Source organism: Halobacillus sp. H74, assembly GCF_052246715.1.
GTDB lineage: Bacteria > Bacillota > Bacilli > Bacillales > Halobacillaceae > Halobacillus > Halobacillus litoralis_A.
Genome location: NZ_JBQQCI010000007.1, coordinates 1 through 24,631, shown reverse-complemented (window position 1 = coordinate 24,631; position 24,631 = coordinate 1). Strand labels below are relative to the sequence as shown.

General features: G+C 43.0%; 24 protein-coding genes. 19 read left to right on the top strand and 5 right to left on the bottom strand.

Annotated features, from left to right (window positions below):
- The first annotated feature begins 271 nt into the window (after positions 1–271).
- From pyc to ACTWPX_RS15740, 9 genes are all read left to right on the top strand, one after another.
- Complete coding sequence (pyc, locus tag ACTWPX_RS15780) at positions 272–3,715, top strand: pyruvate carboxylase (protein ID WP_443120565.1); 3,444 nt, start codon at positions 272–274, stop codon at positions 3,713–3,715.
- 563 nt (positions 3,716–4,278) lie between these two features.
- A complete protein-coding gene (cyoE, locus tag ACTWPX_RS15775; RefSeq protein WP_443120564.1) occupies positions 4,279–5,214 on the top strand; it encodes a heme o synthase in 936 nt (311 codons plus the stop codon).
- Positions 5,215–5,283: 69 nt separating this feature from the next.
- Positions 5,284–6,348 carry a cytochrome c oxidase subunit II gene (coxB, locus tag ACTWPX_RS15770; protein WP_443120563.1) on the top strand — a complete coding sequence of 355 codons (1,065 nt, stop codon included), beginning with the start codon at positions 5,284–5,286 and terminating at the stop codon, positions 6,346–6,348.
- Between the two features lie 38 nt (positions 6,349–6,386).
- Positions 6,387–8,255, top strand: a complete 1,869-nt coding sequence (gene ctaD, locus ACTWPX_RS15765; protein WP_443120562.1) for a cytochrome c oxidase subunit I — start codon at positions 6,387–6,389, stop codon at positions 8,253–8,255.
- A complete protein-coding gene (locus ACTWPX_RS15760; RefSeq protein ID WP_443120561.1) occupies positions 8,256–8,879 on the top strand; it encodes a cytochrome (ubi)quinol oxidase subunit III in 624 nt (207 codons plus the stop codon).
- Between the two features lie 3 nt (positions 8,880–8,882).
- Entirely contained in the window at positions 8,883–9,209 is a 327-nt protein-coding gene (ctaF, locus tag ACTWPX_RS15755) for a cytochrome c oxidase subunit IVB (RefSeq protein WP_128522894.1), read from the top strand.
- A 185-nt stretch (positions 9,210–9,394) separates the two neighbouring features.
- On the top strand, positions 9,395–10,294 hold the full coding sequence (gene ctaG / locus ACTWPX_RS15750; protein ID WP_443120560.1) for a cytochrome c oxidase assembly factor CtaG: 900 nt from the start codon (positions 9,395–9,397) through the stop codon (positions 10,292–10,294).
- Between the two features lie 32 nt (positions 10,295–10,326).
- On the top strand, positions 10,327–10,782 hold the full coding sequence (locus ACTWPX_RS15745) for a DUF420 domain-containing protein (protein WP_128522892.1): 456 nt from the start codon (positions 10,327–10,329) through the stop codon (positions 10,780–10,782).
- Positions 10,783–10,902: 120 nt separating this feature from the next.
- Complete coding sequence (locus tag ACTWPX_RS15740) at positions 10,903–11,445, top strand: GNAT family N-acetyltransferase (protein WP_443120559.1); 543 nt, start codon at positions 10,903–10,905, stop codon at positions 11,443–11,445.
- Positions 11,446–11,559: 114 nt separating this feature from the next.
- Here ACTWPX_RS15740 and ytvI read toward each other — a convergent pair whose 3' ends face one another.
- Positions 11,560–12,618, bottom strand: a complete 1,059-nt coding sequence (ytvI, locus tag ACTWPX_RS15735; RefSeq protein ID WP_128522890.1) for a sporulation integral membrane protein YtvI — start codon at positions 12,616–12,618, stop codon at positions 11,560–11,562.
- Between the two features lie 120 nt (positions 12,619–12,738).
- Positions 12,739–13,218: a YugN family protein gene (locus ACTWPX_RS15730; RefSeq protein ID WP_128522889.1), complete on the bottom strand. Its 480-nt coding sequence runs from the start codon at positions 13,216–13,218 to the stop codon at positions 12,739–12,741.
- Positions 13,219–13,426: 208 nt separating this feature from the next.
- On the opposite strand from ACTWPX_RS15730, the gene ACTWPX_RS15725 reads away from it, so the two are divergent.
- From ACTWPX_RS15725 to ACTWPX_RS15710, 4 genes are all read left to right on the top strand, one after another.
- A complete protein-coding gene (locus ACTWPX_RS15725) occupies positions 13,427–13,855 on the top strand; it encodes a CBS domain-containing protein (RefSeq protein ID WP_128522888.1) in 429 nt (142 codons plus the stop codon).
- 593 nt (positions 13,856–14,448) lie between these two features.
- Positions 14,449–15,477: a CAP domain-containing protein gene (locus tag ACTWPX_RS15720; protein WP_443120558.1), complete on the top strand. Its 1,029-nt coding sequence runs from the start codon at positions 14,449–14,451 to the stop codon at positions 15,475–15,477.
- A gap of 59 nt (positions 15,478–15,536) precedes the next feature.
- Positions 15,537–15,902 carry a spore coat protein YlbD gene (gene ylbD / locus ACTWPX_RS15715; protein WP_128522886.1) on the top strand — a complete coding sequence of 122 codons (366 nt, stop codon included), beginning with the start codon at positions 15,537–15,539 and terminating at the stop codon, positions 15,900–15,902.
- 85 nt (positions 15,903–15,987) lie between these two features.
- Entirely contained in the window at positions 15,988–16,431 is a 444-nt protein-coding gene (locus ACTWPX_RS15710; RefSeq protein WP_128522885.1) for a YlbF family regulator, read from the top strand.
- 2 nt (positions 16,432–16,433) lie between these two features.
- On the opposite strand, the gene ACTWPX_RS15705 is transcribed toward ACTWPX_RS15710, so the two are convergent.
- Complete coding sequence (locus ACTWPX_RS15705; protein ID WP_443120557.1) at positions 16,434–16,763, bottom strand: hypothetical protein; 330 nt, start codon at positions 16,761–16,763, stop codon at positions 16,434–16,436.
- Between the two features lie 117 nt (positions 16,764–16,880).
- On the opposite strand from ACTWPX_RS15705, the gene ACTWPX_RS15700 reads away from it, so the two are divergent.
- Positions 16,881–17,159: a YlbG family protein gene (locus tag ACTWPX_RS15700; RefSeq protein ID WP_128522883.1), complete on the top strand. Its 279-nt coding sequence runs from the start codon at positions 16,881–16,883 to the stop codon at positions 17,157–17,159.
- 166 nt (positions 17,160–17,325) lie between these two features.
- On the opposite strand, the gene ACTWPX_RS15695 is transcribed toward ACTWPX_RS15700, so the two are convergent.
- Positions 17,326–17,715 (bottom strand): DUF7147 family protein, encoded by a 390-nt coding sequence (locus ACTWPX_RS15695; RefSeq protein ID WP_443120556.1) that lies wholly within the window; start codon positions 17,713–17,715, stop codon positions 17,326–17,328.
- A gap of 114 nt (positions 17,716–17,829) precedes the next feature.
- Between ACTWPX_RS15695 and ACTWPX_RS15690 the strand changes: the two genes are divergently transcribed.
- From ACTWPX_RS15690 to coaD, 3 genes are all read left to right on the top strand, one after another.
- Positions 17,830–19,236: a hypothetical protein gene (locus tag ACTWPX_RS15690; RefSeq protein ID WP_443120555.1), complete on the top strand. Its 1,407-nt coding sequence runs from the start codon at positions 17,830–17,832 to the stop codon at positions 19,234–19,236.
- A 350-nt stretch (positions 19,237–19,586) separates the two neighbouring features.
- Positions 19,587–20,168 (top strand): 16S rRNA (guanine(966)-N(2))-methyltransferase RsmD, encoded by a 582-nt coding sequence (gene rsmD / locus ACTWPX_RS15685; RefSeq protein ID WP_443120554.1) that lies wholly within the window; start codon positions 19,587–19,589, stop codon positions 20,166–20,168.
- A gap of 12 nt (positions 20,169–20,180) precedes the next feature.
- Positions 20,181–20,657, top strand: coding sequence for a pantetheine-phosphate adenylyltransferase (coaD, locus tag ACTWPX_RS15680; protein ID WP_128522879.1), 477 nt, complete (start codon positions 20,181–20,183; stop codon positions 20,655–20,657).
- Between the two features lie 54 nt (positions 20,658–20,711).
- Here coaD and ylbJ read toward each other — a convergent pair whose 3' ends face one another.
- On the bottom strand, positions 20,712–21,932 hold the full coding sequence (gene ylbJ / locus ACTWPX_RS15675) for a sporulation integral membrane protein YlbJ (RefSeq protein WP_443120553.1): 1,221 nt from the start codon (positions 21,930–21,932) through the stop codon (positions 20,712–20,714).
- Between the two features lie 147 nt (positions 21,933–22,079).
- On the opposite strand from ylbJ, the gene ACTWPX_RS15670 reads away from it, so the two are divergent.
- Together ACTWPX_RS15670 and ACTWPX_RS15665 are read left to right on the top strand one after the other, a co-directional pair.
- On the top strand, positions 22,080–22,868 hold the full coding sequence (locus ACTWPX_RS15670; protein WP_443120552.1) for a patatin-like phospholipase family protein: 789 nt from the start codon (positions 22,080–22,082) through the stop codon (positions 22,866–22,868).
- Between the two features lie 4 nt (positions 22,869–22,872).
- A complete protein-coding gene (locus ACTWPX_RS15665) occupies positions 22,873–23,901 on the top strand; it encodes a SepM family pheromone-processing serine protease (RefSeq protein WP_443120551.1) in 1,029 nt (342 codons plus the stop codon).
- Positions 23,902–24,631: the final 730 nt, after the last annotated feature.

Here is a 24,631-nt window from a genome sequence, read left to right as displayed (position 1 = left end):
GCTTTAGCTCGAGGAGGCTTGCCGCCATCCCCGCGGAAAGTGATCCGTTTTCCCACCCACCATCGCCTCAGACAAAAGCCTCGAAACTGAGCCTTCAACAATCTCCCTTTAAAAGTAAAGTTGTCGAACCTGTCCAGATCCTATGAGTTTTTAAACTTACATACTGTTTAATGTCTGAAAAAAAGGAATTTTGCAAATGAATGGCGAATGTAATATAGCGGAAGATCAAATACAGTAATAAAGATATAGAAAGAAATGGAGCGTGTGATTCATGGCAGAAGTGAAAAAAATCAATAAGGTATTGGTGGCGAACCGCGGTGAGATCGCTATTCGTGTTTTTCGAGCATGTACAGAACTGAACATACGAACCGTAGCTATCTATTCTCAAGAGGATACTGGCTCTTATCATCGTTATAAAGCTGATGAGGCTTATTTAGTGGGTGAAGGGAAAAAACCGATCGATGCTTATTTGGATATTGAAGGAATCATTGAAATAGCCAAAAGCGTCGGTGTAGATGCCATCCACCCCGGTTATGGTTTTCTTTCGGAAAATATCGAATTTGCACGACGTTGTGAACAAGAAGGGATCACCTTCATTGGGCCGACGAGCGAGCATTTGAATATGTTCGGGGATAAAGTGAAAGCGCGGGATCAGGCCGTACTGGCAGATATTCCTGTTATTCCGGGTAGTGATGGCCCAGTAAGTGGTATTCAGGAAATCAAAGAATTCGGAGATGAACACGGATTTCCTTTGATGATCAAAGCCGCAATGGGTGGTGGCGGCCGCGGGATGAGAGTAGTAAGAAATGCGGATACTTTGGAGGAGTCTTATGAAAGGGCTCGTTCAGAAGCGCGTGCTGCTTTTGGCAGTGATGAAGTTTATGTAGAGAAGTTGATTGAAGAACCAAAACATATTGAAGTTCAAATCCTCGGTGACTTTGACGGGAATATCGTCCATCTTTATGAACGAGACTGCTCCGTACAGCGCCGACATCAAAAAGTGGTAGAGATTGCGCCAAGTGTGAGTCTTACTGAACAGGTAAGGGAAGATATCTGTACGGCCGCAGTCAAACTGATGGATAATGTGAAATATGTCAATGCGGGTACTGTGGAGTTTCTCGTGACAGGGGATGATTTTTACTTTATTGAAGTGAATCCACGTGTCCAGGTCGAACATACCATCACAGAGATGATCACAGGCGTCGACATCGTACAGACACAAATTCTGGTGGCGGAAGGTTATGACTTACATAGCAAGCAGATCGCTATCCCCTTACAGGAAGAGATCCGGACACATGGATATGCGATCCAGTCACGAGTTACGACCGAAGATCCTTTAAACAATTTCATGCCGGATACAGGTAAAATCATGGCTTACCGGACAGGCGGGGGATTCGGTGTCCGTCTTGATGCCGGGAATGGCTTCCAGGGAGCTGTCATCTCACCTTATTATGACTCGTTGCTTGTGAAATTATCGACATGGGCGCTGAGCTTTGATCAAGCAGCACATAAAATGGTGCGAAACTTGAAAGAGTTCCGGATCCGCGGCATCAAAACGAATATCCCATTTTTAGAAAATGTCATCCAGCATAAGCAGTTTTTATCTGGTGAATATAACACGATGTTCATCGACCGTTCTCCAGAGCTCTTTGTCTTTCCGAAAAGAAAAGACCGTGGAACAAAAATGCTTTCATATATTGCAGACCGGACGATCAACGGATTTGAGGGTTATGGCAGCAGAAAGAAGCCGACCTATTCCAAACCTAGGATTCCTGCAATCAAGCATTCTGAGCCGATACCAAAGGGAACAAAACAGATTTTGGATGAGCGTGGACCAGAAGGGCTGGCTTCATGGCTGAAAGCAAGAAACGAAGTTCTATTGACAGATACGACTTTCAGGGATGCCCATCAGTCATTGCTTGCAACAAGGGTCCGTACAAAAGACTTGGAAAATATTGCTGAACCGACTGCCCGGCTGCTTCCTGATCTGTTTTCGCTAGAAATGTGGGGAGGAGCAACCTTTGATGTTTCTTACCGCTTTTTGAATGAAGACCCGTGGGAACGTTTATTGAAGCTGAGGGCTAAGGCGCCGAATGTGCTTTTCCAGATGCTTTTGAGAGCTTCCAATGCAGTCGGATATAAAAATTATCCAGACAATTTAATTCGTGAGTTTGTCGATAAGAGCGCAAGTGCCGGTATTGATGTCTTCCGTATTTTCGACAGTTTGAACTGGGTCGAGGGTATGAAGCTGACGATCGATGCTGTGCGTGAAAGTGGAAAAGTGGCGGAAGCGGCTATGTGTTATACAGGGGATATCCTGGATTCCAGCCGTCCCAAATATGATCTCGAGTATTATAAAAATCTTGCCCAGGAGCTGCAGGATGCAGGTGCGCATATCCTAGGCATAAAAGATATGGCTGGTCTGTTAAAACCTGAAGCAGCTTACCAGCTTATCTCTACCCTGAAGGAAACGATAGACATCCCGATTCATTTGCATACACATGATACAAGCGGTAACGGGTTATTCACCTATGCAAGAGCGATCGAAGCTGGAGTCGATGTCGTTGATGTAGCCACTGGTTCCATGGCCGGCTTAACTTCCCAGCCGAGTGCTAACAGCTTATATTATGCATTGGAAGGCAGTGGACGTAAACCAGATCTTGATATCGGCGCATATGAAAAACTGGGCCGTTTCTGGGAGGATACACGCAAGTATTATCAAGACTTTGAAAGTGGCATGATGGCTCCTCATACAGAGGTATATGACCATGAAATGCCTGGTGGGCAGTACAGCAATCTGCAGCAACAGGCAAAAGCAGTCGGTCTTGGTTCACGATGGGACGAAGTGAAGGTGATGTATCGCCGCGTTAATGATATGTTCGGCGATATCGTCAAGGTGACACCATCTTCTAAAATTGTCGGAGACATGGCGCTTTATATGGTCCAAAACGATCTGAATGAAGATGATATTTATGAAAAAGGGGATTCATTAGATTTTCCTGATAGTGTCGTTGAATTTTTCCAAGGATATTTAGGGCAGCCATATGGTGGATTTCCAGCTGAATTGCAACGTATCATCCTCAAGGGCCGTGAACCCATTCAAGTACGGCCAGGAGAACTTTTGGAACCAGTGGACTTCAATGGCTTAAAGGAAACGCTGTTCCATAAATTGGACCGTCAAGTGACGAGCTTTGATATGATCAGCTATGCTTTGTATCCGAAAGTCTTTATGGATCATCAGAAATTCACAGAGAAGTATGGAAATCTGTCTACTTTGGATACTCCGACCTTTTTCTATGGAATGAGATTAGGGGAAGAGATGGAAGTTGAAATCGAACAAGGTAAAACATTGATCGTGAAATTAGTGTCTGTTGGCGAACCGCAAGTTGACGGAACACGAACACTCTACTTTGAACTGAATGGTCAGCCGCGTGAAGTCGTGGTTCGTGACGAAAATGTCAATGCTTCCGTACAAGAGCGGCCTAAGGTGGATAAATCGAATCAAAAACACATTGGTGCGACTATGCCTGGTACGGTCATCAAAGTCCTTTCAACAATAGGAGAAGAAGTGAAGAAAGGGGACCACTTGATGATTACAGAAGCGATGAAAATGGAAACAACCGTACAAGCTCCCTTTGATGGGGTCATCAAAAATATTCATGTAGAAAATAATGAAGCGATTCATGTCGGAGACTTATTGCTTGAATTTGAATAAGCGAATGATAAGAAAAGGGGCAGCCGGTTTATTCCAGCTGTCTCTTTTTTTATTGTGTCATCAATTATTCACATGTTGAACTTCTCGATGGAATTTAAAGGTAGTAAAATGATGGTGAACTTATCACATTATCACTAGAATGTTCTTTGGTTACCCCAATAAAGTGGTCGCTCATACTAATAAACAATCCAAGGGAGTGATTTATCTTCTTCGTTCAAAATCAATCCAATTCCCAAAATAACTTGCATTGTTCACGGGGATTTGCTAGAAATATAAGGGTGTGCTTTTATTGAAATGTTCCTCATTAAGATATTGATTCACCTGTGATGCGTTAAAAACCTGAATAGTGGTTGATACTAGAGGGTGGAAGCATTTCACAAAGTTGTCACAAATAAATAAAATTGATGAGTTTAAATAGATACAACTACAATAACATGATACAATTATTTTGATGTTTCTTGTCATTATATATTATATGAAGATAGAAACAGCCCTCAGCTCTTAGTGGATCCTGGTGATTCGCATGAATGGGTTTGGGGAGGTAGAAGGAGGAAGATAATACGATGGACAATCCGAGAACAGTCGAGTCTGCTTCTACAGAAATGATCCAAACGAATGCCCGTGAAACTTCTTTATTAGCTGATATTAAAAGTTTGATCAAAGTCGGAATCATCAACTCTAATCTAATTACTACTTTTACAGGGTTTTGGCTTGCTGTATATTTTACTGGTACTTCTTTCTCAAACCAGTGGGTAACTTTTCTGTTGACAATGCTCGGAACCGCTTTCGTAATCGCAGGCGGTTGCATAATCAATAATTGGTTTGACAGGGACATAGATCCCATTATGTCCAGGACGAGCAACCGGCCGACAGTGACTGGTACCATGTCATTATCGCTGATCAAAACGCTGGGTATCGGCATTTCAATACTAGGATTTGTCACTCTGCTCTTCACCACATGGCAGGCAGCTTTGTGGGGGGCGTTCGGGTGGTTTGTATATGTAGTTCTTTATACGATGTGGTCGAAAAGAAAGTATACGATCAACACCGTAGTCGGCAGCTTTTCAGGAGCCGTTCCGCCATTGATTGGTTGGTCAGCGGTCGATCCTGGATTGCAACTTGAAGCCGTCATATTATTCTTGATCATGTTCATATGGCAAACGCCTCACTTCTTGGCGCTCGCTATGAAAAAGAAAGATGAATACAAGGCGGCAGGTATCCCGATGCTGCCTGTAGTGCATGGGTTCAAAATGACCAAAAGACAAATTGTGATTTATGTCGCTTGTCTTCTCCCGCTGCCTATTTATCTGGCATCGCTTGGCAGTATCTTTTTAGTTACTGCATTCATACTATCCTTCGGTTGGTTGGCTCTGGGAATCTCAGGGTTCTTTATGAAGGATGATTACAAATGGGCGACATGGATGTTCATTTACTCCTTGAACTATCTGACAATCATGTTCTTCATGATGGTCATCGTCACATTGCCTTTCCCTTTTTAATGTACTGACCCCTTTTGGGGTCAGTCCAAAATAAAAAATGTCACTACAAGAGAAAGAGAGGTATCACACATGAGAGGTTGGATGGGAAAATTCCGTTCATTATTTCTTTTTGGTGCTCTGACCCTGCTCCTTGCGGGTTGTGGAGAAGAAAACCTAAGTGCTTTGAAGCCTAAAGGCTATGGAGCGGAATTATTATTAGATCTTATGTTGATCAGTATTGCGATAATGATTTTTGTATTTATTATCGTCATGGCAATTTATGCCTTTGTTCTTGTCCGCTATCGTGAGAAGAAAGGCCAGGAACATATCATTCCTAAACAAACAGAAGGAAACAAAACATTGGAAGTGATCTGGACAGTCATTCCGATTATCCTGTTGCTTGTTTTGGCAATTCCGACTGTGCAAGCAACCTTCGATCTTGCTGATAAATCGACGCAGGGTGATGAAGGTGTCATCACAATTGATGTGACGGCAAACCAATATTGGTGGCAATTCACCTATGCTGACCAAGAAATCGCTACAAGTCAGGAGCTCTACATCCCGACAGGTGAGCGAGTGTACTTAAACATGAAATCCAGTGACGTTATCCACTCTTTCTGGTTACCTTCAATTGCAGGTAAAATGGATACCAATCCTGGTGAAAACATGAACACGATGTACTTAGAAGCATATGAAGAAGGCGTATACTGGGGGCACTGTGCTGAGCTTTGCGGGCCATCCCACTCATTGATGGATTTCAGGGTGATCGCTGTCAGCCAGGATGAGTATGACCAGTGGGTTGAAGATATGAAGAACATAGACCCGGAAGCAACGCCTGAAACAACTACAGCTCAAGAAGGTCAAGAACTATTTAATAACAATTGCATGAGTTGTCACGCTATTGGTGGCGCGTCAGCTGGTGTAGGTCCTAACTTGGCTAATTTCGGTAACCGTGAAAAGATTGCCGGAATCTTAGAGCCGACTAAAGAAAACTTGGTAGATTGGATTGTCCATCCTGATGAAATCAAGCCTGGAAACCAAATGCCGACTGAAATTGTATCAGAAGAAGAAGCAAGCAAAATTGCCGATTATCTATTACAACTGCAACACTCTGATGTAGGTACAGATGTTCCTACTCAGAACGAGGATGAGTGATCTATTATGAGAAAGAGGTTGAAAAGGGAGGTTAAAGCGTGAGTACTGCACTTGCACAAAAACGTGGGCTCGGCGCTGTGATTTGGGATTACTTAACAACAGTGGACCACAAGAAGATTGCACATCTTTATTTGGTCTCTGGGGGGTTATTCTTCCTAATCGGTGGGCTAGAAGCCATGATAATTCGAATCCAATTGATGAAACCGGACAATGATTTCATCTCCGCTGGGCTTTATAACGAAATGATTACGATGCATGGTACAACAATGATTTTCTTGGCAGCCATGCCGCTTATCTTTGCATTGATGAATGCTGTTGTCCCCTTACAAATAGGAGCAAGGGACGTAGCATTCCCATTCTTGAACTCTTTAGGTTTCTGGTTGTTCTTGTTCGGGGGACTGATTTTAAACGTTTCCTGGTTCACAGGCGGCGCACCGGATGCAGGGTGGACGAACTATGCACCACTTTCGACGACGTCACCTGGACACGGTGTCGATTATTATGTCATGGGACTGCAGATATCAGGGGCAGGGACATTGATCGGGGGGATAAACTTCCTCGTCACTATCGTAAACATGCGGGCGCCAGGTATGACCTATATGCGGATGCCTCTGTTCACATGGTCTGTATTTGTAACCAGTACATTAATTTTATTTGCATTCCCTGCTTTGACAGTAGGACTTTTCCTTATGATGTTCGACCGTATGTTCGGTTCTGCGTTTTTTGATGTAGGACTTGGTGGTAACGTTATTATTTGGGAGCACTTATTCTGGATCTTCGGTCACCCGGAAGTTTACATATTGATTCTTCCGTTATTCGGGGCATTCAGTGATATCTTTTCAACGTTTTCTAAAAAACGTTTATTCGGATACTCTGCTATGGTATTTGCAACCGTTTTAATCGGTTTCTTAGGTTTCATGGTATGGGCCCACCACATGTTCACTGTAGGGATGGGGCCAATCGCTAACTCTATTTTCGCTGTAGCGACAATGGCGATTGCAGTACCGACGGGTATTAAGATCTTCAACTGGTTGTTCACGATGTGGGGCGGGCAGATTAAGATGACTTCTGCGATGCTATGGTCCGTTGCCTTCATCCCATCTTTCACGATCGGTGGTATGACTGGTGTCATGCTTGCCGCAGCAGCAGCTGACTTCCAGTATCATGATACTTATTTTGTAGTAGGACACTTCCACTATGTAATCGTTGGTGGTGTGGTATTCGGTATATTTGCTGCACTACACTACTGGTGGCCTAAGATGTTCGGTAAAGTCCTTAATGAGAAACTTGGGAAATTGGCGTTCTGGCCATTTTTCATCGGTTTCCATTTGACATTCTTCATCCAGCACTTCCTAGGTTTGATGGGAATGCCACGTCGTTACTGGGTATTCCTGGAAGGTCAAGGACTGGCAACAGGAAATATGATCAGTACAATCGGTGCTTTCTTAATGGCGATCGGTACACTGATTTTCCTTTACAACATCATTTATACAGCAGTCAAAGAGAAGAAAGTAGGCGGAGACCCTTGGGGCGGACGTTCACTTGAATGGTCGATTCCATCTCCACCACCACACTATAACTTTGTTCAGACACCACTTGTGCGTGGTCTGGATCCGTTATGGATAGAGAAAATGGACGGGAAAGAAGGGATGACACCTTCAGAGCCACTTGGCGATATCCACATGCCGAATGCATCCATCCTTCCATTTATGATTTCTCTAGGTACATTCATTGCAGGATTCGGTTTCATTTATCAAGTGGATGACCCGACATGGTTGATCTTAGTGTTCGTAGGTATGGGCATCACTCTAGGTTCGATGCTGACACGATCTCTTAAAGACGATCTTGGACACCACATTCATAAAGAAGAGCTAGAAGAAGATATTAAGAAGGGGGCTGGCAAATAAATGAGTCATGAAGATGTTCTCAATCCAAAACAAATGCCGCATGATCCGGAAAAAGCCACCCTTGAAGGTAAGAACAAATTTTTAGGCTTTTGGTTTTTTCTAGGCGGAGAAACAGTGTTGTTCGCCAGCTTATTTGGTACTTACATTGCGTTGAATGGCTCGACGCAAGGGGAAAACACTCCTGAGCATTTATTCGGCTTAGAACTCGTCTTCATTATGACGATGCTGCTGCTGACAAGCTCTTTGACAAGTGTTTACGCCATGTACCATATGAAGAACCATGATTTTGCTAAAATGCAGACATGGTTGGCGATTACAGTTCTATTAGGTCTAGGATTCCTGAGCTGTGAGCTATATGAATTTTATCACTATATCCATGAATACGGATTCACATTCCGATCATCTGCCTTTGGTTCAGCCTTCTATACATTGGTCGGCTTCCACGGAGGGCACGTAGTCTTCGGTTTAAGTTGGATCATCGCCTTGATGCTTCGTAACCAAAGGCGTGGCTTGAACTTGTATAACGCACCTAAGTTCTATATTGCAAGCTTGTATTGGCACTTCATTGACGTTGTATGGGTATTCATTTTCACAGTTGTGTACCTTATGGGAAAGGTGGGTTAATCAATGGAGAATAACACACATTCCAGACCTGCACATCAAGCAGAATATGAAAAGAAACAGCACCGCGAGGAAATGAAGCAGCAAGTCATCAGTTTCGCTCTGATGATCTTGTTCACCTTCATCGCGTTCGGAATGGTCATAATGGAGATCAGTTCCTTCTTCGTCATTCCTACGCTGATTATCTTAGCTGTTGTTCAAGTGGCATTCCAACTTTATTATTTCATGCATATGAAAAATAAAGGACACGACATGCCTGCTATGATGATGTATGGCGGGGCAGCCGTAGGTGCTTTGACAATCATCACTTTCACATCAATTATCTGGTGGTAAATAAAAAATGAATGCGCTCAGCGCTTGAAAAAAGAAAAAGACCGGTGCTCCGGTCTTTTTCTATATAATCCAAAGTTTTGACTAATTTATGAACAATAAGGATTATCTTGCATGAACACTCGTTTTTTGGTGGGAAATTAGGTAAAATGAAGAGGTAAAAGTAAACAATCTGGGGTGAGACACCTATGTGGTTAGAACTTCAAATATTCGGTTTCCGTGCATTATGGAGTCCGTATTATTTTCTTTTTGTGCTGATTTTGTCGGCTTTATATTTTTATATCACTGGTCCAGGGAGAAAAAAAGGAACAGAGCATCCGAGTGCCTTCCAACAAGTGATGTTCTATAGTGGAATGCTGTTGTTATATTTGGTGAAAGGTTCTCCTGTCGATCTGTTAGGGCACATCATGTTCACTGCCCACATGACACAGATGGCTTTGTATTACCTCCTTTTTCCGATTCTCGTCATCAAAGGTATTCCAACATGGATTTGGGAGCAGGTACTGGAAGCTAAAGGGTTACGTCCTCTGTTCAATTTATTGACAAAACCGCTTATTTCACTGCTTCTTTTCAATGGACTTTTCTCCATTTACCATATGCCTGCCATTTTTGACTTTGCTAAATCTAGTGATTTGGCACATACGATAATTACAACGGTCATATTATTCACGGCATTTTTCATGTGGATTTCAGTTTTCCCTCCATTAGAGAAAATGGACAGGTTAAGCCCGATCATGAAAATAGGTTTTATTTTTGCTAACGGGGTACTGATTACTCCTGCTTGTGGACTGATTATTTTTGCTGGGTCCCCATTATATGAAACCTATTCTGAATCTGGAGCTTGGATGCAGGCAATGAGTTTATGTGTGCCAGCAAACGTATTGAACGATCTTGCTTCAAGTTTAAGTGGTCCGAGTTACTTTACTCCTATGCCATTGGTGGAAGATCAGCAATTAGGTGGAATTATCATGAAAATTACACAGGAAATCATTTTCGGTGCGGTCATCGCGTATGTATTCTTCAGTTGGTTCAACCGGGAACGTGATACGATCGATCCACTGCCGGATCAGGCGACATCTGAGACTTGATCGATTGTTTGTAAAGAGAAAGAGGTGTAGGTATGCCATTACTACCGACTTTGAGCACGGTATTCATAGTCCTGAGTGCCGTACTTGTTGCTATCGGTTGGGCTTTGATCATAAAAGATCGGAGAAGAGCCCATAAAAAGGTCATGATTGCAGCAGCGATCAGTGCATTGACATTTTTTATCATCTATTTGAGCCGGACGATATTCGTGGGGAATACAAGCTTCGGTGGTCCTGATGATATTAAGATTTATTATACGATTTTTCTGATCTTTCATATTTTCCTTGCAACAGTGGGGGCTGTCTTCGGAATTGTCACATTGTCTCTTGCATATAAAAGGAAAATCGCCAAACATAGGAAGTTAGGTCCTGTTACAAGTGTGATTTGGTTTTGTACAGCCATTACAGGTGTAGCGGTTTATCTTCTGCTCTACATCATTTATGATGGGGGCACGACAACGAGTATGATTAAAGCTATATTGGGAACATGAGATAAACAACGAATCGGAATGATCGATTCGTTGTTTTTTTGTTTAATTATTGTGAATATAAGGTATAACGAATTGTATGAGCATCATTCACGTTACATAAATGAAAGGGATGGATCACTAATGGAATTGAAGACAGCGAGGTTGCAGCTATTCCCGATAACCGTTGATTTGGCCCAGACACTTATGAAAAACTCTTTAGCTTTTTATTATAAGTTTCAGTTGCCATGGAATAAAAACTGGCCGCATGATGGATTGAAAGCTTTGCTACCGATGTATGCTGAGCGGCTGGAAAATGATTCGGAGGAATTAGGCTTTGGCCCCTGGGTAATCTTCGATGAGAAAGGAGAACATGTCATCGGTGATATCGGTTTCAAAGGGAAGCCGGATGATGTGGGTAACATCCAAATCGGTTACCAAGTGGTTGCGTCCGAGCGGAATTTCGGTTATGCATCAGAAGCAGTGGATGCATTATGCCAATGGGCCTTTCAAACAGGTGAGGTTGAAGGGGTAGAAGCTGAATGTGATAAAAGCAACATCCCTTCTCAAAAAGTACTCATCAATAATGGATTTGTCCATACAGGTAAAAATCAGGATATCCTCGTATTCAAAAAAGGAAAAACGGTGAATGATCAAAAAGAGAATATTTATAAAGAAGGATTGTAACAAAAACGCCTGAAGCAGTAGCTTCAGGCGTTTTCATCTTATAAACTAACACACCGCGCACCTCTGAATAACATATGTGCTGACTGAGCTTATCAGGGCATCTCCGATTTGAATTTATATCTTATAGTTCCATTTGATAATACCGGCTTCTTTGGCCGAATTGAAAGCGATGACCACAAGGGGCCCAAGGATGAACCCAAGAAGTCCGATAAGTTGCAAGCCTAAGTACATGGCAATTAATGTGGCAAGAGGGGAGAGGCCGATATGGCGTCCCATCACTTTTGGCTCGACAGTTCTTCTGATGGCCAGCAGGACAATAGCAAGAACCCCTAGCTTTGTACCTATGGCTATATCACCGATTATAAGCATGTAAATGGACCAGGGTCCCAAAATGACAATCGAGCCGATTATCGGCACGAAATCGATGGCCCAGATGATCAGAGACATGATGAGTGCTACCTCTGGCGCAATCCATAATAGTCCGACAAGTGATACGAAAAAGATGATAATACTTACTAAAAACTGAGCTTTCAAGAATCCGAAAACGACATAGGAAAGGCGTGCATTCATGAACTTCACTTTCTCAGAAGTCGCTTCTGTAAGCCCGTCATGCATTTTGTCCCTCAAGCGGGGAAGTTCAAGCATGAACAAGAAAAGGGCGATTAAATAAACGAGAAAACTCACCAGCAGTTCTGGTATCTTGGCAGCGACTGCAGCAATGTTACCGATTTGAAGTTTTTCAGATAGAGCTGTAGATGTACGGTCGACGGTATTAGTGATTTCATTCGAAACTTTGTCAACGAATTCCTTTGGCATGTTTTGTGTGAATCTTACCATGTCATTCTGCCAGTTAAGCAATACATTATTAATTTGATTGATGTATTCAGGTGCATTATCCGCAAGCTCAAGAATCTGTGTTACGGCCCTCGTCACAGCGAATGTCCCGAGCAATCCCAGGAATACTAAAAACAACAGGAAAACGATCGTGACCGACATTTTTCTGTTGATTCGAAAACGGAATTGCATCAGCCGGACCGCTGGATTTAAGAATAAGGCGGTTACAAACGCAAGGATCAATGGAATGGATACAGGTAATATGAAATAGCCGGCTATGATAAGCAAGGCGGAAATGATTATTAAAATCCACTGCTTTTTTGAAAGATAACGGAACAATTTATGTATGTTTCTCCTTTCCCCGCAGATCGAAGATGAGTTCACTTAAAGAATTTTTAAAAAAAGCCGCTCACCATTCAATGATGTGCGACTCGATTTCAACCATAATTGGAGGAACGATTATTTTCGTTGATCAGGGTCGTTGGAAAGTTCATTCACTTTCGCAAGCACTTCTTGATTCTGGTTTTCTTCCGCCCATTTCTTCAGCTTTTCAAGAACGACATGTTCCGGAACCTGGTTATGATATTTCTGGGCAGGCTCGGTTACTTTGGCTACAAGGTCTTTCGCTTTTTGAACCATGTCATCAGAGAAACCTTCTTGATGGCCATACTCTACGCCGTGTGGATAGTAGTGACGGCCAAGGAGGGGCTTCATCAGACGAATGACGGCATCCCCTTTATCGACATCCCCTTCAATAGCAAAACCCTGGATGCGGATATAGTGTGTTACGTTCTTTTCAGGTGCCATCAACTTATAATCATAAGTCACTCGTTCGTAGTCCCACGCACCACCAAGGATGAACCCGTTACTTTCCATAAGTTCTGTCAATGGTTTGTAGTCAACGACGAGACCTTCTATACCAGTGCCTTCTAATTTCATTTCTTTCCACCTCACAATAGTTATGTATCGTTCTTCATTTTAGTATGAAACGGTAAAGGTTGCAATTGTTGTGATTGTTGTTGCACTACATCTTTAATATAGGCGATTACGTATTCATTATACTATAAAAGGTAGAGGGATGCATGTAATAATTTTGTCAAAAAGGGGACAATAATGATTGATCATGACTTTTAAAGGAGGATCTTTCATGAAAACTGTAAAAGACATAATGACAAGCGATGTTTCCATTTGTCACACAAACGATCAGCTAAGTGACGCTGCTTCTATGATGAAAGAGAAGAACGTCGGGGCGCTCCCGATTTGTGATGACCAAGGGAACCTTATGGGAATGGTAACTGACCGTGACCTTGTCATCAGGGGTTATGCAGATAAGAAAGCGGAAAGTACGCCGATCCAGCAAGTGATGAGTGATCGGATGTATAGCTGTGCTCCAGATACTTCATTAGAGGAAGCGAGCAAAATCATGGCTCAACATCAAGTCCGTCGACTGCCTGTTGTAGAAAATGGTAAGTTGACAGGTATTCTTTCATTGGGCGACCTTTCTGTTGAAGATATGTCCGACCACGCAGCAGGTGTTGCTTTACAAGATATTTCCGAGCGCCCTGAACTGCACTAATTTCAAAAAAAGCCTGCATATTCGGAGGCTAATGAAGAACTGCAACTTTCTGAGTGATGCATCAAAGAAAAAGCCGAGTAGGACGATTTTTTTCGTTCAACTCGGCTTCTTTATTTCGATGAGACCTTCGGGCTCTTTCTCCTCCATGTGCTTTAGTACTCGCTTTATATTGACGGTGAATATCGCCGCCGGCCCTTGTACACGCAGAATGATATTCTTTTATAAATCAACGAGACTCTTTATAGAAGAGTCTCGTTGATTCCACGATGAGCGTTCAGTGGTGACGCCTGCGGGAACAGCGCGAGCCGAAGATCCACTTGGTCATGTGATCTTCTTGACCAAGTCAGCTGAGGGCGTGCCCGCGGCAAGCATCGTACCGACAAGCGATTCGTGAGAAGCAACGACAAACATTAACAGCTCCTCTGGATTGAAAAGTTTTTTTCAGTGGCCACCATATTTGCAGGCTTTTTTTGTTAAAGAGGATGAGAATGTAGGCTGCCTTTTTTTAATGTCAGGACACACGATAATTAATCATAGCCCTCTGTTAGAGAGCTTATACATAATATAAAGACAGTCCATAAGGGGTTTTTCATTTGAAAAAAATATTCTTCTGTATATTGATCTTATTCGTGGGATCTGTAGTGTGGATGGGGAGTGAAAGGTCAGATACCCCTGATGACCCGCCTGTCTCAGGAAATATAGAACCATCGATTGAAACAACTGGGACGAGTAAGGAAGATCAGGTAGTGGATGATCCACTGTTTTTTTCAATGAAAGGAAAATCTTCTGAAGAAACCCTTACATTATTAGGAGAACCCGATTACATGTATCCAAGCGCGTACGGCTATGAGTGGTGGCTATATGAAACAGAAAAAGGGCGATATTTCCAATTAGGAATAGCTGATCATGAAGTGGTTACAGGCGTATTATTTCACCAGGAGGAAGGTCCTGTTACTGTAGGGGAGTCATATAATGAAGTGATGGAAAAGAAACAATTCCCTTCTACTCTAAGACTGGAAAGCGAGGGTGCCTATAGCCTGGAGCTGACTGAAAAAGATGTGAAAGAACGACCGGTGATTTCTTTGGATGACAAATGGTCTGCCCAAATCTATTTTGATGATGTCACGGAAAAAGTATCGGCAATTCGAATGATCAGAAATGATTATTTACTTAAGATGCAGCCTTATAAAGTCTTGTATCGCGGAACTTTACCAACACAGGAACGGTTGGGTAATGAAGAGTGGGAAGCTGTTCAAGAGGGCGTGGAAGCACAAATCCTGAGGATGACGAATTTCATTCGGAACAATCAAGGACTGGGTGAATTGAAACACCACACCGCTGCCTCACAAGCTGCCTTCTTACATAGCCGGGATATGGACGAAAATAATTATTTTTCTCATTACTCTCCAAACGGTAACGGACTGAAAGAGCGTCTTGAAAATGTTTTTTATGTTCGGGCAGGGGAAAATATTGCGGCACAATATACAGATGCTGCAGCTGCCCTCCATGGTTGGCTGAATAGCCCTGGTCACCGGAAAGCACTGCTGGACCCCGACTACACACATATCGGTGTTGGGGTGCACGAAAGGTATTACACCCAGAATTTCTTGACGCTGCCATGAACGTCTCCAATACAGATGCATAGGCTATAGAGTAGTTCTAACAGTGAGGTGTAGAGGATATGAGTACGAATGAATTGCACCCGAGCGTCCAGCAATTTAAAGCATTTGTCGACAAGAACCCCAATGTCAAAGGTCAGTTGAGAAAGAACCATAAACTCATCCAAAGCTATTATGAGAAGTGGATGATCTTAGGCGAAGATGACCCGTTTTGGACTTCTTTACCTGCAGCAAAAAAAGAAACTTCTACAGTTAAAATGGAATGGATCAAGCAATTGGGTGAGTTAATGGAGGACTTGAATTGGGAGGATGTTTCCCGTCATATTGATGAATTGAATGGGGCGATCGGTCAGTTTCAACAGCTCATTACGAATGTGAAGAAGGACGCCGGAAAAAATCAAAAAGAGATGGAATACCCGTATTATTAAGGACCTCAATCAGCAGGTGGAAAATATCCTTTATTTCCATCTGCCTTCCTATTTGATAAGATGGTAGTGGAGGTGGACATGTTATATGTTAGCTACAATGGAAATTGTCGATCTACTTGACCGCTCAGAATCGATTGGCCGCATGGTCATGAGCTCAGATACAATGGAATTTTATCAAGAGGCGAAAACGGCTCTTGAGAACGATAAAGAGGCGCAAAGACTCATCAAAAATTTTGCAGATATGAAAGAACATTACGAGGATGTCCAACGTTTTGGCCGTTACCACCCGGATTATAATACCATCATGAAGAAAGTCCGTGCTGTAAAACGGGAAATGGACATGCATGAAACGGTAGCTCATTTTAAAAAGGCGGAACGGGAAATACAAAAACTGTTGGATGAAGTAAGCGAAAATGTGGCTTTCAGCGTCAGTGAACAAATCAAAGTCCCGAAAAACGGAATGGCTTTAACCGACTCCGGCTGCAGTGGTGGATGCGGAAGCGGCGGCAGCTGTGGCTGTGCTTCCTGACATCAAGGGTCTGTGAAGCGGATGCAGTCATCACAAAGATTGCCGCAGCAGAACATTTTCCTTTGAGGAACTAAAAACCGAACTCTGTAAACTTGGAGCGCCTGATTCTTGCGTACATAGCTCATCGCAAGGGTCAGGCGCTTTCCTCTCATCGCCTTTGCAGCACATTGCTTCAAAGCTGCTTCGATTTCATTCCTCTCAACCCTATCTTTCACTGTCAAATGGACAAAGGGCAGCCCTGCCACCTTTTTGAATTCGACATGGTCAAATAGATCCGAATTAGATAAGGTCTCATTAAAAATTTCAAAAGCTTGTTCATGATCTGTTTTCATATAAGGGTCCATCACCTCTTCTACAGCACAATCGATTGGAAAGAGCCATTGCCGATTAGGCTGTCATTTGGTAAACTGACGTTAATATATAAGTTCTATGGGGAGTAGAGACATACTATGAACAGAACGAAACGACAAGGAATCATTGTATATTTTCAACATATGAAAAATATAAGACAGATTAAAAAGCATGGACACTTGATTCACGCCTCTAAAAAAATGAAATATGCACTATTGTACGTAAATCAGGAAGATATTGAATTTAAAAAGGAGAAACTTGAACGTTTACCATTCGTTTCCCGGGTAACGTCTTCTCATAAACCCGAAATCCGTACTGATTATGAAAACGCCAAACCAGACAAAGCCAAGCAATACGATTACAAAATGGGGATTTGAGAGAGCGTAGCAGCACGGTGTATTACTTAGTGTGTGCAACCAGTCTGCCCTTGAGCGACCTTCGCTATGCTTATTCGAACATTCGCGGAACTGAAGCGAATGACTTTATAAATGCTCAGTTAAAAAAGCGTCCGTGTTCAACGGACGCTTTTAATAATAGGTCAGCTTATGATAGGGGAGCGATGAATTTGTTCATTCTCAGAATGCCGATCAAGTGCTGATAGAATAATTCGGTTTCAGGGAACAGGTTCGAAGGTTTGATGGTAAATTCACTCACTTCTTTTCCAGCTTTCTCCACCATTTCTTTATACAACTCAAAACGCTGGTTCGGCTGTTCGTGGGGATTCGGGATTCCTTCACGGCAAATGTAGATGGGCTGGAATTTATCCTGATGGGCAGCTTTCATGACAAGAGATAAAGAAGCGACGGGTTTCCCGTTTTTTTCGCTATAAAAAGCGATGGCATGTTGGATGCGTTCCGGCATTCTTGAGCCCAGGTCGATCAGTTCATAAATGTCCGCATACCCTTCGCCGAGTTCGATGAATTTTTGTATCATAGAGTTGTCCGTCCTTTCAAACAATAATCAGGATAACTTTAGCATGAAAAATGAGAAATGTGAACGGGCGGATTTCATATGATTTATCAACAAGAAAAAAAGGGGGAGATTGACTTGAGGAGCATATGGGTGCCACTTTGTTTACTCCTCAGTTTTTCGACACTTCTTCTCCTCTATCAGTGGAGTATTGTAGACTTTTCAAACCAGCAAGAGAAAGAGACAAGCCAGCAGCAATCCACCCCCCTCCATGTCACCGTTAATGTAGAAGAGGCAGGGTTGGAGATTGTTCTTACATATGATCAATTAGAGCCTGGGATTTATAAGCTCCCCCCACCTGAAGAAGCAGAGTCGCTATCTTGTGCTTATGAAGGGGAAACCGAGTGTCACATCGTTCAATCCGGGGGGTACCAGTTGAATCAGGAATCCGCGATGCCCGTCACAGTGAACTATTTTCTTCCAATCGATACGCAAGGTTTATTGAAGGAATGGAAATTGAACGTATCAAAAGACGGAAAAGCACATAAGGTTCCATTTGATCTGACTATAAAAGATTACACATTACAAAGGAATACATGGCTTGCCCCAGTAAAGAAAAATAGTGAAATCACGCTGGAAAATGTCCGTTATTTTCACTTCGGGCCAACTACAGAGACACCTCCCTTAATGCTCCAGCCAAAGGAGAATTCTCAATGGCGTCAGGACAGTAGCGTTGTTACATACAACAAAGAAGATCCACTCACAGATGAAGTGAAAGAGAGACTGGCAAAAATTTCATCTGCTTATGGACCTGCCATTTTACATTTGGATCATTCAAAGACAGTCATGGAAGATCAATATATAGCTGCAAAGGGGAGAAATCTTGATGCCCTCGAAAAGGCGTTATTCACCTCCCATATCCGCTCCATTTCAAACGGCGATCAGGAGTGGATTTTACCTGTACTGAATGAAGTTTATTACCAAACAGCAGATCCAGAGCCGATAGTGAGCATGAGGGCTGAGGAAATACGCTCAACCTTCAGTGGACAGCAGTTGGATGTGTTACGAAACAAGCTGATTGATGAAACAGGAAATGTCGACATCGCTCAATTTTTGGATGATGAGATGTCCAGGTTATATGGAATGCCAACAAACTATTTTCAACGAAACGATCAGAATTCCACAGCTCCTTTATACTTCACTTCAGAGGAAATTTTGGCTTTTGAAGGAGAAAAGATGGAGGGTAAGATCCTTCATTATTATGGAGTGAGGTACCTGCCTTTACTATCATTAGCTGAAAAGGCAGAGTATTCTTATACTGTATTGGAAGAAGATAACGTCTACCGGATATCGATGCCAACGAAAAATTACCGCTTTTATGTTGACCAAGCTACATTTATCATGAATGAGGAAAGCTTCGGGACTGGTAAGGACTTGTTGAAACTCATGGACGGGGGAGTTTATATGAAGGAAAAATATATAGAAGATTTATTAGAGCTCGACGTAGTTGAGGAAGACGAGGTTATTTCTGTCCATAAAAAATAGGGCTGCCCATAACGGGCAGCCCTGCTTTTTTGTAACATCTAAAAAAATGAAACAAAAAAGTAAAGGGAGAGGAGAAACCGGAGGAAGAACTTATGGGGATGTAAGCCTTCTCCGTTTTCAGAAGCAGTATCATCCGCTTCAAATGCTAGTATGTACTTAGAGGAATTCGTTTATTCATCACGGGATGAATTTTTTTGGTGGCGGTCAATACGTGACCTGGCTCTTAATCGATTATTAAGCCAAGTTCAGGAAAGAAGTCTTTCTTGAAACCGGCTTTCATCATCGACAACATAAGACCGCGGATCCTTTTATTCAAACATTTCCGGACGAGATAGATTTATGGTAGGATTATGGGGAATGCTGACAAAAGAGGTGTACACATAATGAGAGTGATTGCAGGTGACTTTAAAGGGAGACAGCTGTTGTCTGTTCCCACACATAAAACCAGGCCCACGACCGATAAAGTGAAAGAAGCCGTCTTTCATGTTATCGGCCCCTACTTTGAAGGCGGCAAGGCGCTGGATTTGTTCGCAGGAAGTGGCGGATTAGGAATTGAAGCGTTAAGCCGTGGAGCTGATTCCTGTATATTCGTCGATCAACAGCCTAAAGCGATTCAGACGATATATGACAACCTAAAGAAGCTCGACATCGAAGAGCGGGTGGAAGTTTTCAAAACGGATGCGATGCGGGCGATTAAAGCAGCAGGTAAACGTGAATTGACTTTCGATTATATCTTCTTGGACCCACCTTATAATAAGTTTTCCTACAAGGACCTAATGGAAGCGCTTTTAGAAAATGATTTAATAGCGGAAAGTGCGACAATCGTTTGCGAACATGATGCTTCAGAGGAAATTCCAGAAGAGGTCGGTCACTTGAAACGCTTGAAAACCGATTATTATGGCAGTAATATCGGTGTATCCATTTTTGAATGAGGAGGGAATGTCATGACACGTTTAGCAATTTGCCCGGGTAGTTTCGATCCCGTTACATATGGTCATGTAGACATCATCCGACGCGGTGCAAAAGTATTCGACCACGTCATAGTAGCCGTTTTTAACAACCAGAGCAAAGCACCGCTTTTTGATGTAGAGGAACGTTTAGCTTTATTAAAGGAAGTCACAAAGGAGTTTGATAATGTCTCTGTTGATGCCTGCAGTGGTTTATTGATGGACTACGCAGAGGAGAAAGGTGCTCAAGCTGTCATCAGAGGTTTGCGTGCGGTCAGTGATTTTGAATATGAAATGCAAATCACCTCCATGAACCGCAAGCTGAATGAGGATATCGAAACTTTCTTTGTAATGACGAATAACCAATATTCATTTTTGAGTTCAAGTATTGTAAAAGAAGTGGCTAAATATCGCGCGAACATATCCGATTTAGTTCCTCCAGCTGTTGAGAAAGCTCTCTCTCAGAAGTTTTAATAAGAACCGGGCTTTCTTCCGGCTGATAGGATTTTTAAATGAAAAGACAACCCCCTACACACGATGCTTGCCGGGGTTGTCTTTTTTTTGCTGATGGCTGTTCCATTTGACAATAATCATGAGCATAATCATGAGCAGTGTGATCGGTGGTCCATAATGATGGAAAAACTGGATGATCGGTGTCGTGAAGTTTTCGTCAGGATTCCAAATCGGCATACTTTGTGATTGAAAAGGGAGATAAACAAAATAAAGCACAAAAATGAGCAATGTCGCTATAGCTCCATGAGCAATCCGGGCAAGCGCATAAGGTTTGAAGCGAATATCTGTTTCTGCGAGGATGCTGGCGATTTGAGCTTGGATCGAAAATCCGTGGAAGCCGAGAATGAAGCTGACGATCATCAATTGGGCCAACAAAGGTTCATGGGTTTCGGTAATAGCTCCAATCCCTGTGGTGAGTTCAAGCATGCCGGCTGTGAATGGGACATGAAAATTCTCGGGAAGGCCGGTGAGTGCGAGAAGATGCGAGAAGATATGTATCGCACCCGTTTGTTTTAACAGCTCTGTCAAAACGGAGAAAAGCATGATGAAACCTCCAACCATTAACAGCGTGTCCACTGAGCGTGTGACAGCATCTCCCATCAGCTTTCCCATTGTGCGTCCATCCTCTAATCTTGAATGATGCATTTTCCAAAACGCATCTTTCCATGTGGATGATCTCATGTCAGTCCTCGAACGTTCCTCATCTCTTTTATAAAATCTCATACCGATCCCAACCAGGAAGTTGCCTCCATAATGAGCGAGAGCAATAATGATTCCGAGGTTTGCATCATGGAAGAAACCGACGGCAATCGCCCCGAAGATAAATAGCGGGCTTGAAGCATTAGTGAAAGCGACCAGTCGTTCTGCTTCTATTCTTGTAACTTGTCCCTTGCTTCTCAAGTCAGCGGTCCATTTGGCACCAGAGGGATATCCACTAGCCATCCCCATCACCCACACGAACCCGCCGCAGCCCGGAACATTAAATAACGGTCGCATGAAACGCTCACTAAGGGCTCCGAGTCCGTGAACGACACCGAAACCGATCAGAAACTCTGCCGTAATGAAAAAGGGGAGCAGGGAAGGGAAGACGATTTCCCACCATAAATCCAATCCTCTCAAGCTTGCAGATAATGCGTCACGAGGAAAAATGATCAAAGAAATGGCGAGAGCTGAAGTAAGCAGCGTCAACCCGATGGTTTTTAGCTTAGAAATCGAGAACGCCTCCTTTGGTGTCACAGTTTTCTGTACTTATAGAAATAGACATAGTAGAATGAGATTATATTTCTGCATGAACACATAGGTTTGTCTATATTCCATGTGTACGCTCATAAGGGAGCGGTTTATTCCATAAAATAAACCAGACGTGAGAAGGAGGGATGACAAGTGGGAAGACCGACGATAGGTTTAGCTTTAGGTTCTGGTGGTGCTCGTGGCTTTTCACACTTGGGAGTTCTGAAAGTCCTTCAGAATCACGATATTCCCGTCGATATGATTGCAGGAAGCAGTATGGGAGCTTTAGTCGGCTCTTTTTTTGCTGCTGGACAGAAGATTGATGATCTATACAAGCTGGCTTTCACCTTCAAACGGAAGTATTACTTGGATTTCACCGTTCCTAAAATGGGATTTATCCAGGGGAAAAGAATCAAGGAATATATTCGTTTATTTACGTTCGGAAAGAATTTAGAAGACTTTAAACTCCCGATGTCCATTGTGGCGACAGATTTATATGGGGGGGCAAAGAAAGTGTTTACTACAGGTCCTGCGAGTGAGGCAGTCAGAGCAAGTATAGCGATCCCCGGGATTTTCGTGCCGGAGAAAATCGATGGTCGCCTCTACATAGATGGTGGTGTCATGGACCGTGTCCCTGTATCTGTCGCGAAAGGAATGGGGGCAGATTTTGTAATCGCTGTTGATTGTGCTCATTTTGATGCTGATCCGAACATCAATACTATCTATGATGTGATCACCCAGAGCATCGATATCATGCAGGATGAATTGGCAACGGTCACGGGGGTGTCCTCAGATACGGACGTGATGATCCGTCCGGACGTATCAAAATACAGCTCAAGAGCGTTTACCAACATCGAGGAAATCGTTAAGGCAGGAGAGAAGGCAGCGGAGGAATGCATCGAAGAAATACAAACGAAGCTGTCTGAATGGAAGGAGTCATGAACAAATGAAAGCAAATAGAAGACTCATAATCACAGCAATCATAACGATTGTGATCGTGGCATTTTTAGGAGCTTATCAGCTTCCATATTACATTTATAAACCGGGAACGGCCGATCCCTTGAATGAGATTGTCGAAGTGTCTGGAGGCCATCAAAGCGAAGGAGAAATGCATCTCGTTACCGTCCGGGGCGGGCAGGCGACTCCGATGCAGTGGATTCTTGCACAGTTCCGGTCATACCATCAGATCTATCCACTTGATCAAATCCGTCCTGAAGGTGTAACGGAAGAAGAATATTTTCATGCTCAGCTCCAAATGATGGATTCTTCTCAAGAAGCTTCAAAAGTAGTCGCCTATAAAGCTGCGGGCAAAGATATCGAAATTAATTATGAAGGTGTTTTCGTCATGAATGTAATTGAAGGGATGCCCGCTGCGGATGTGCTTGAAACAGGTGATCAGATTACCAAAGTGGACGGACAAACAATTGAACAGACAAGCGACCTTATCGACTATGTCAGTGACATGGAAAAAGGATCATCTGTTACCTTGACGGTTGTCAGGGAGGAAGAAACGATAGAAAAAGACATTGAACTTGCTGCATTTCCTGACAATCCCGAAAAAGTGGGCGTCGGTATTTCGCTGGTCACGGATCGTTCCGTCAAAGTGAGCCCGAAAGTGAAAGTGAAAAGTGGTGAAATCGGTGGCCCTAGTGCAGGTTTGATGTTCTCACTAGAAATTTATGATCAATTGACTGAGGAAGATATCACCAAAGGCTACGAGATCGCAGGGACCGGTGAAGTGAATTATGAAGGGCAAGTAGGTCGGATCGGCGGCATTGATAAGAAAGTCGTCGCTGCTTCGAATCATGGCGCTCAAATATTTTTCGCTCCTAATGAAGAAGGACGGGAAGGTTCTAATTATGAAGTTGCCAAAGAAACTGCTGAAGATATCGGGACGGATATGAAAGTTGTTCCTGTAGACTCTTTCCAGGATGCGATTGACTATCTTAAAGAATTGGAAGCGAAAAAGGCCTGAACGAAAACTTGGCTGGGACAAAAGAATTTTTCCGCTGGATAACCCGAACGAATTTCGTTCGGGTTATCTTTATGAAGCAATGCATGCCTATGCCGCTCCGGCAACATACATGTGGCCACTGAAAAACACTTTTCAAGCCTCAGCTGACTTGGGCAAGAAGATCCCTTGACCAAGTGGATCTTCGGCTCGCGCTGTTCCCGCAGGCGTCAGCACCGAAAGCTCCTCGTGGAAGCACCGAGGCCTATCTAAAAAGAGTGATTTTCTTTGATTTATAAATGTCTCATCGAAATAAAGAAGCCGAGTTGAACGATAAAATCGTCCTGCCCGGCCTTTCTTTGATGCATAACTCAGAAAGTTGCAGTTCTTCAGTAGCCTCAACATACTTCACTTTCAGAGGACACGGCCTCAGCCCCCTCAGAAAGCAAAGACAACTTTCAGGGGTCTTCCCCTCGTGCTGTTCCCGTAGGAGGAGTCTACGTCTGTTGTTTAAGCCCCATTTGATCCTTTCTACTCTATTGTTGATTTTGTCCCAACCTCGTTTCCTACGATTAGTCAAGTATAGGCTGATAAGGAGTTGCTTCTTATTTTTTCCATAGGAAATACACCTCAGTTGTTTTACTTTTTTACTGAGGTAGGTCGTTCATGGTAAACTATAATTACTGGTCCATAGAGACCGCATACGAGTAATCGTACTTTGTATTTTTCCTGACCATGGAGAAAATACATTTTA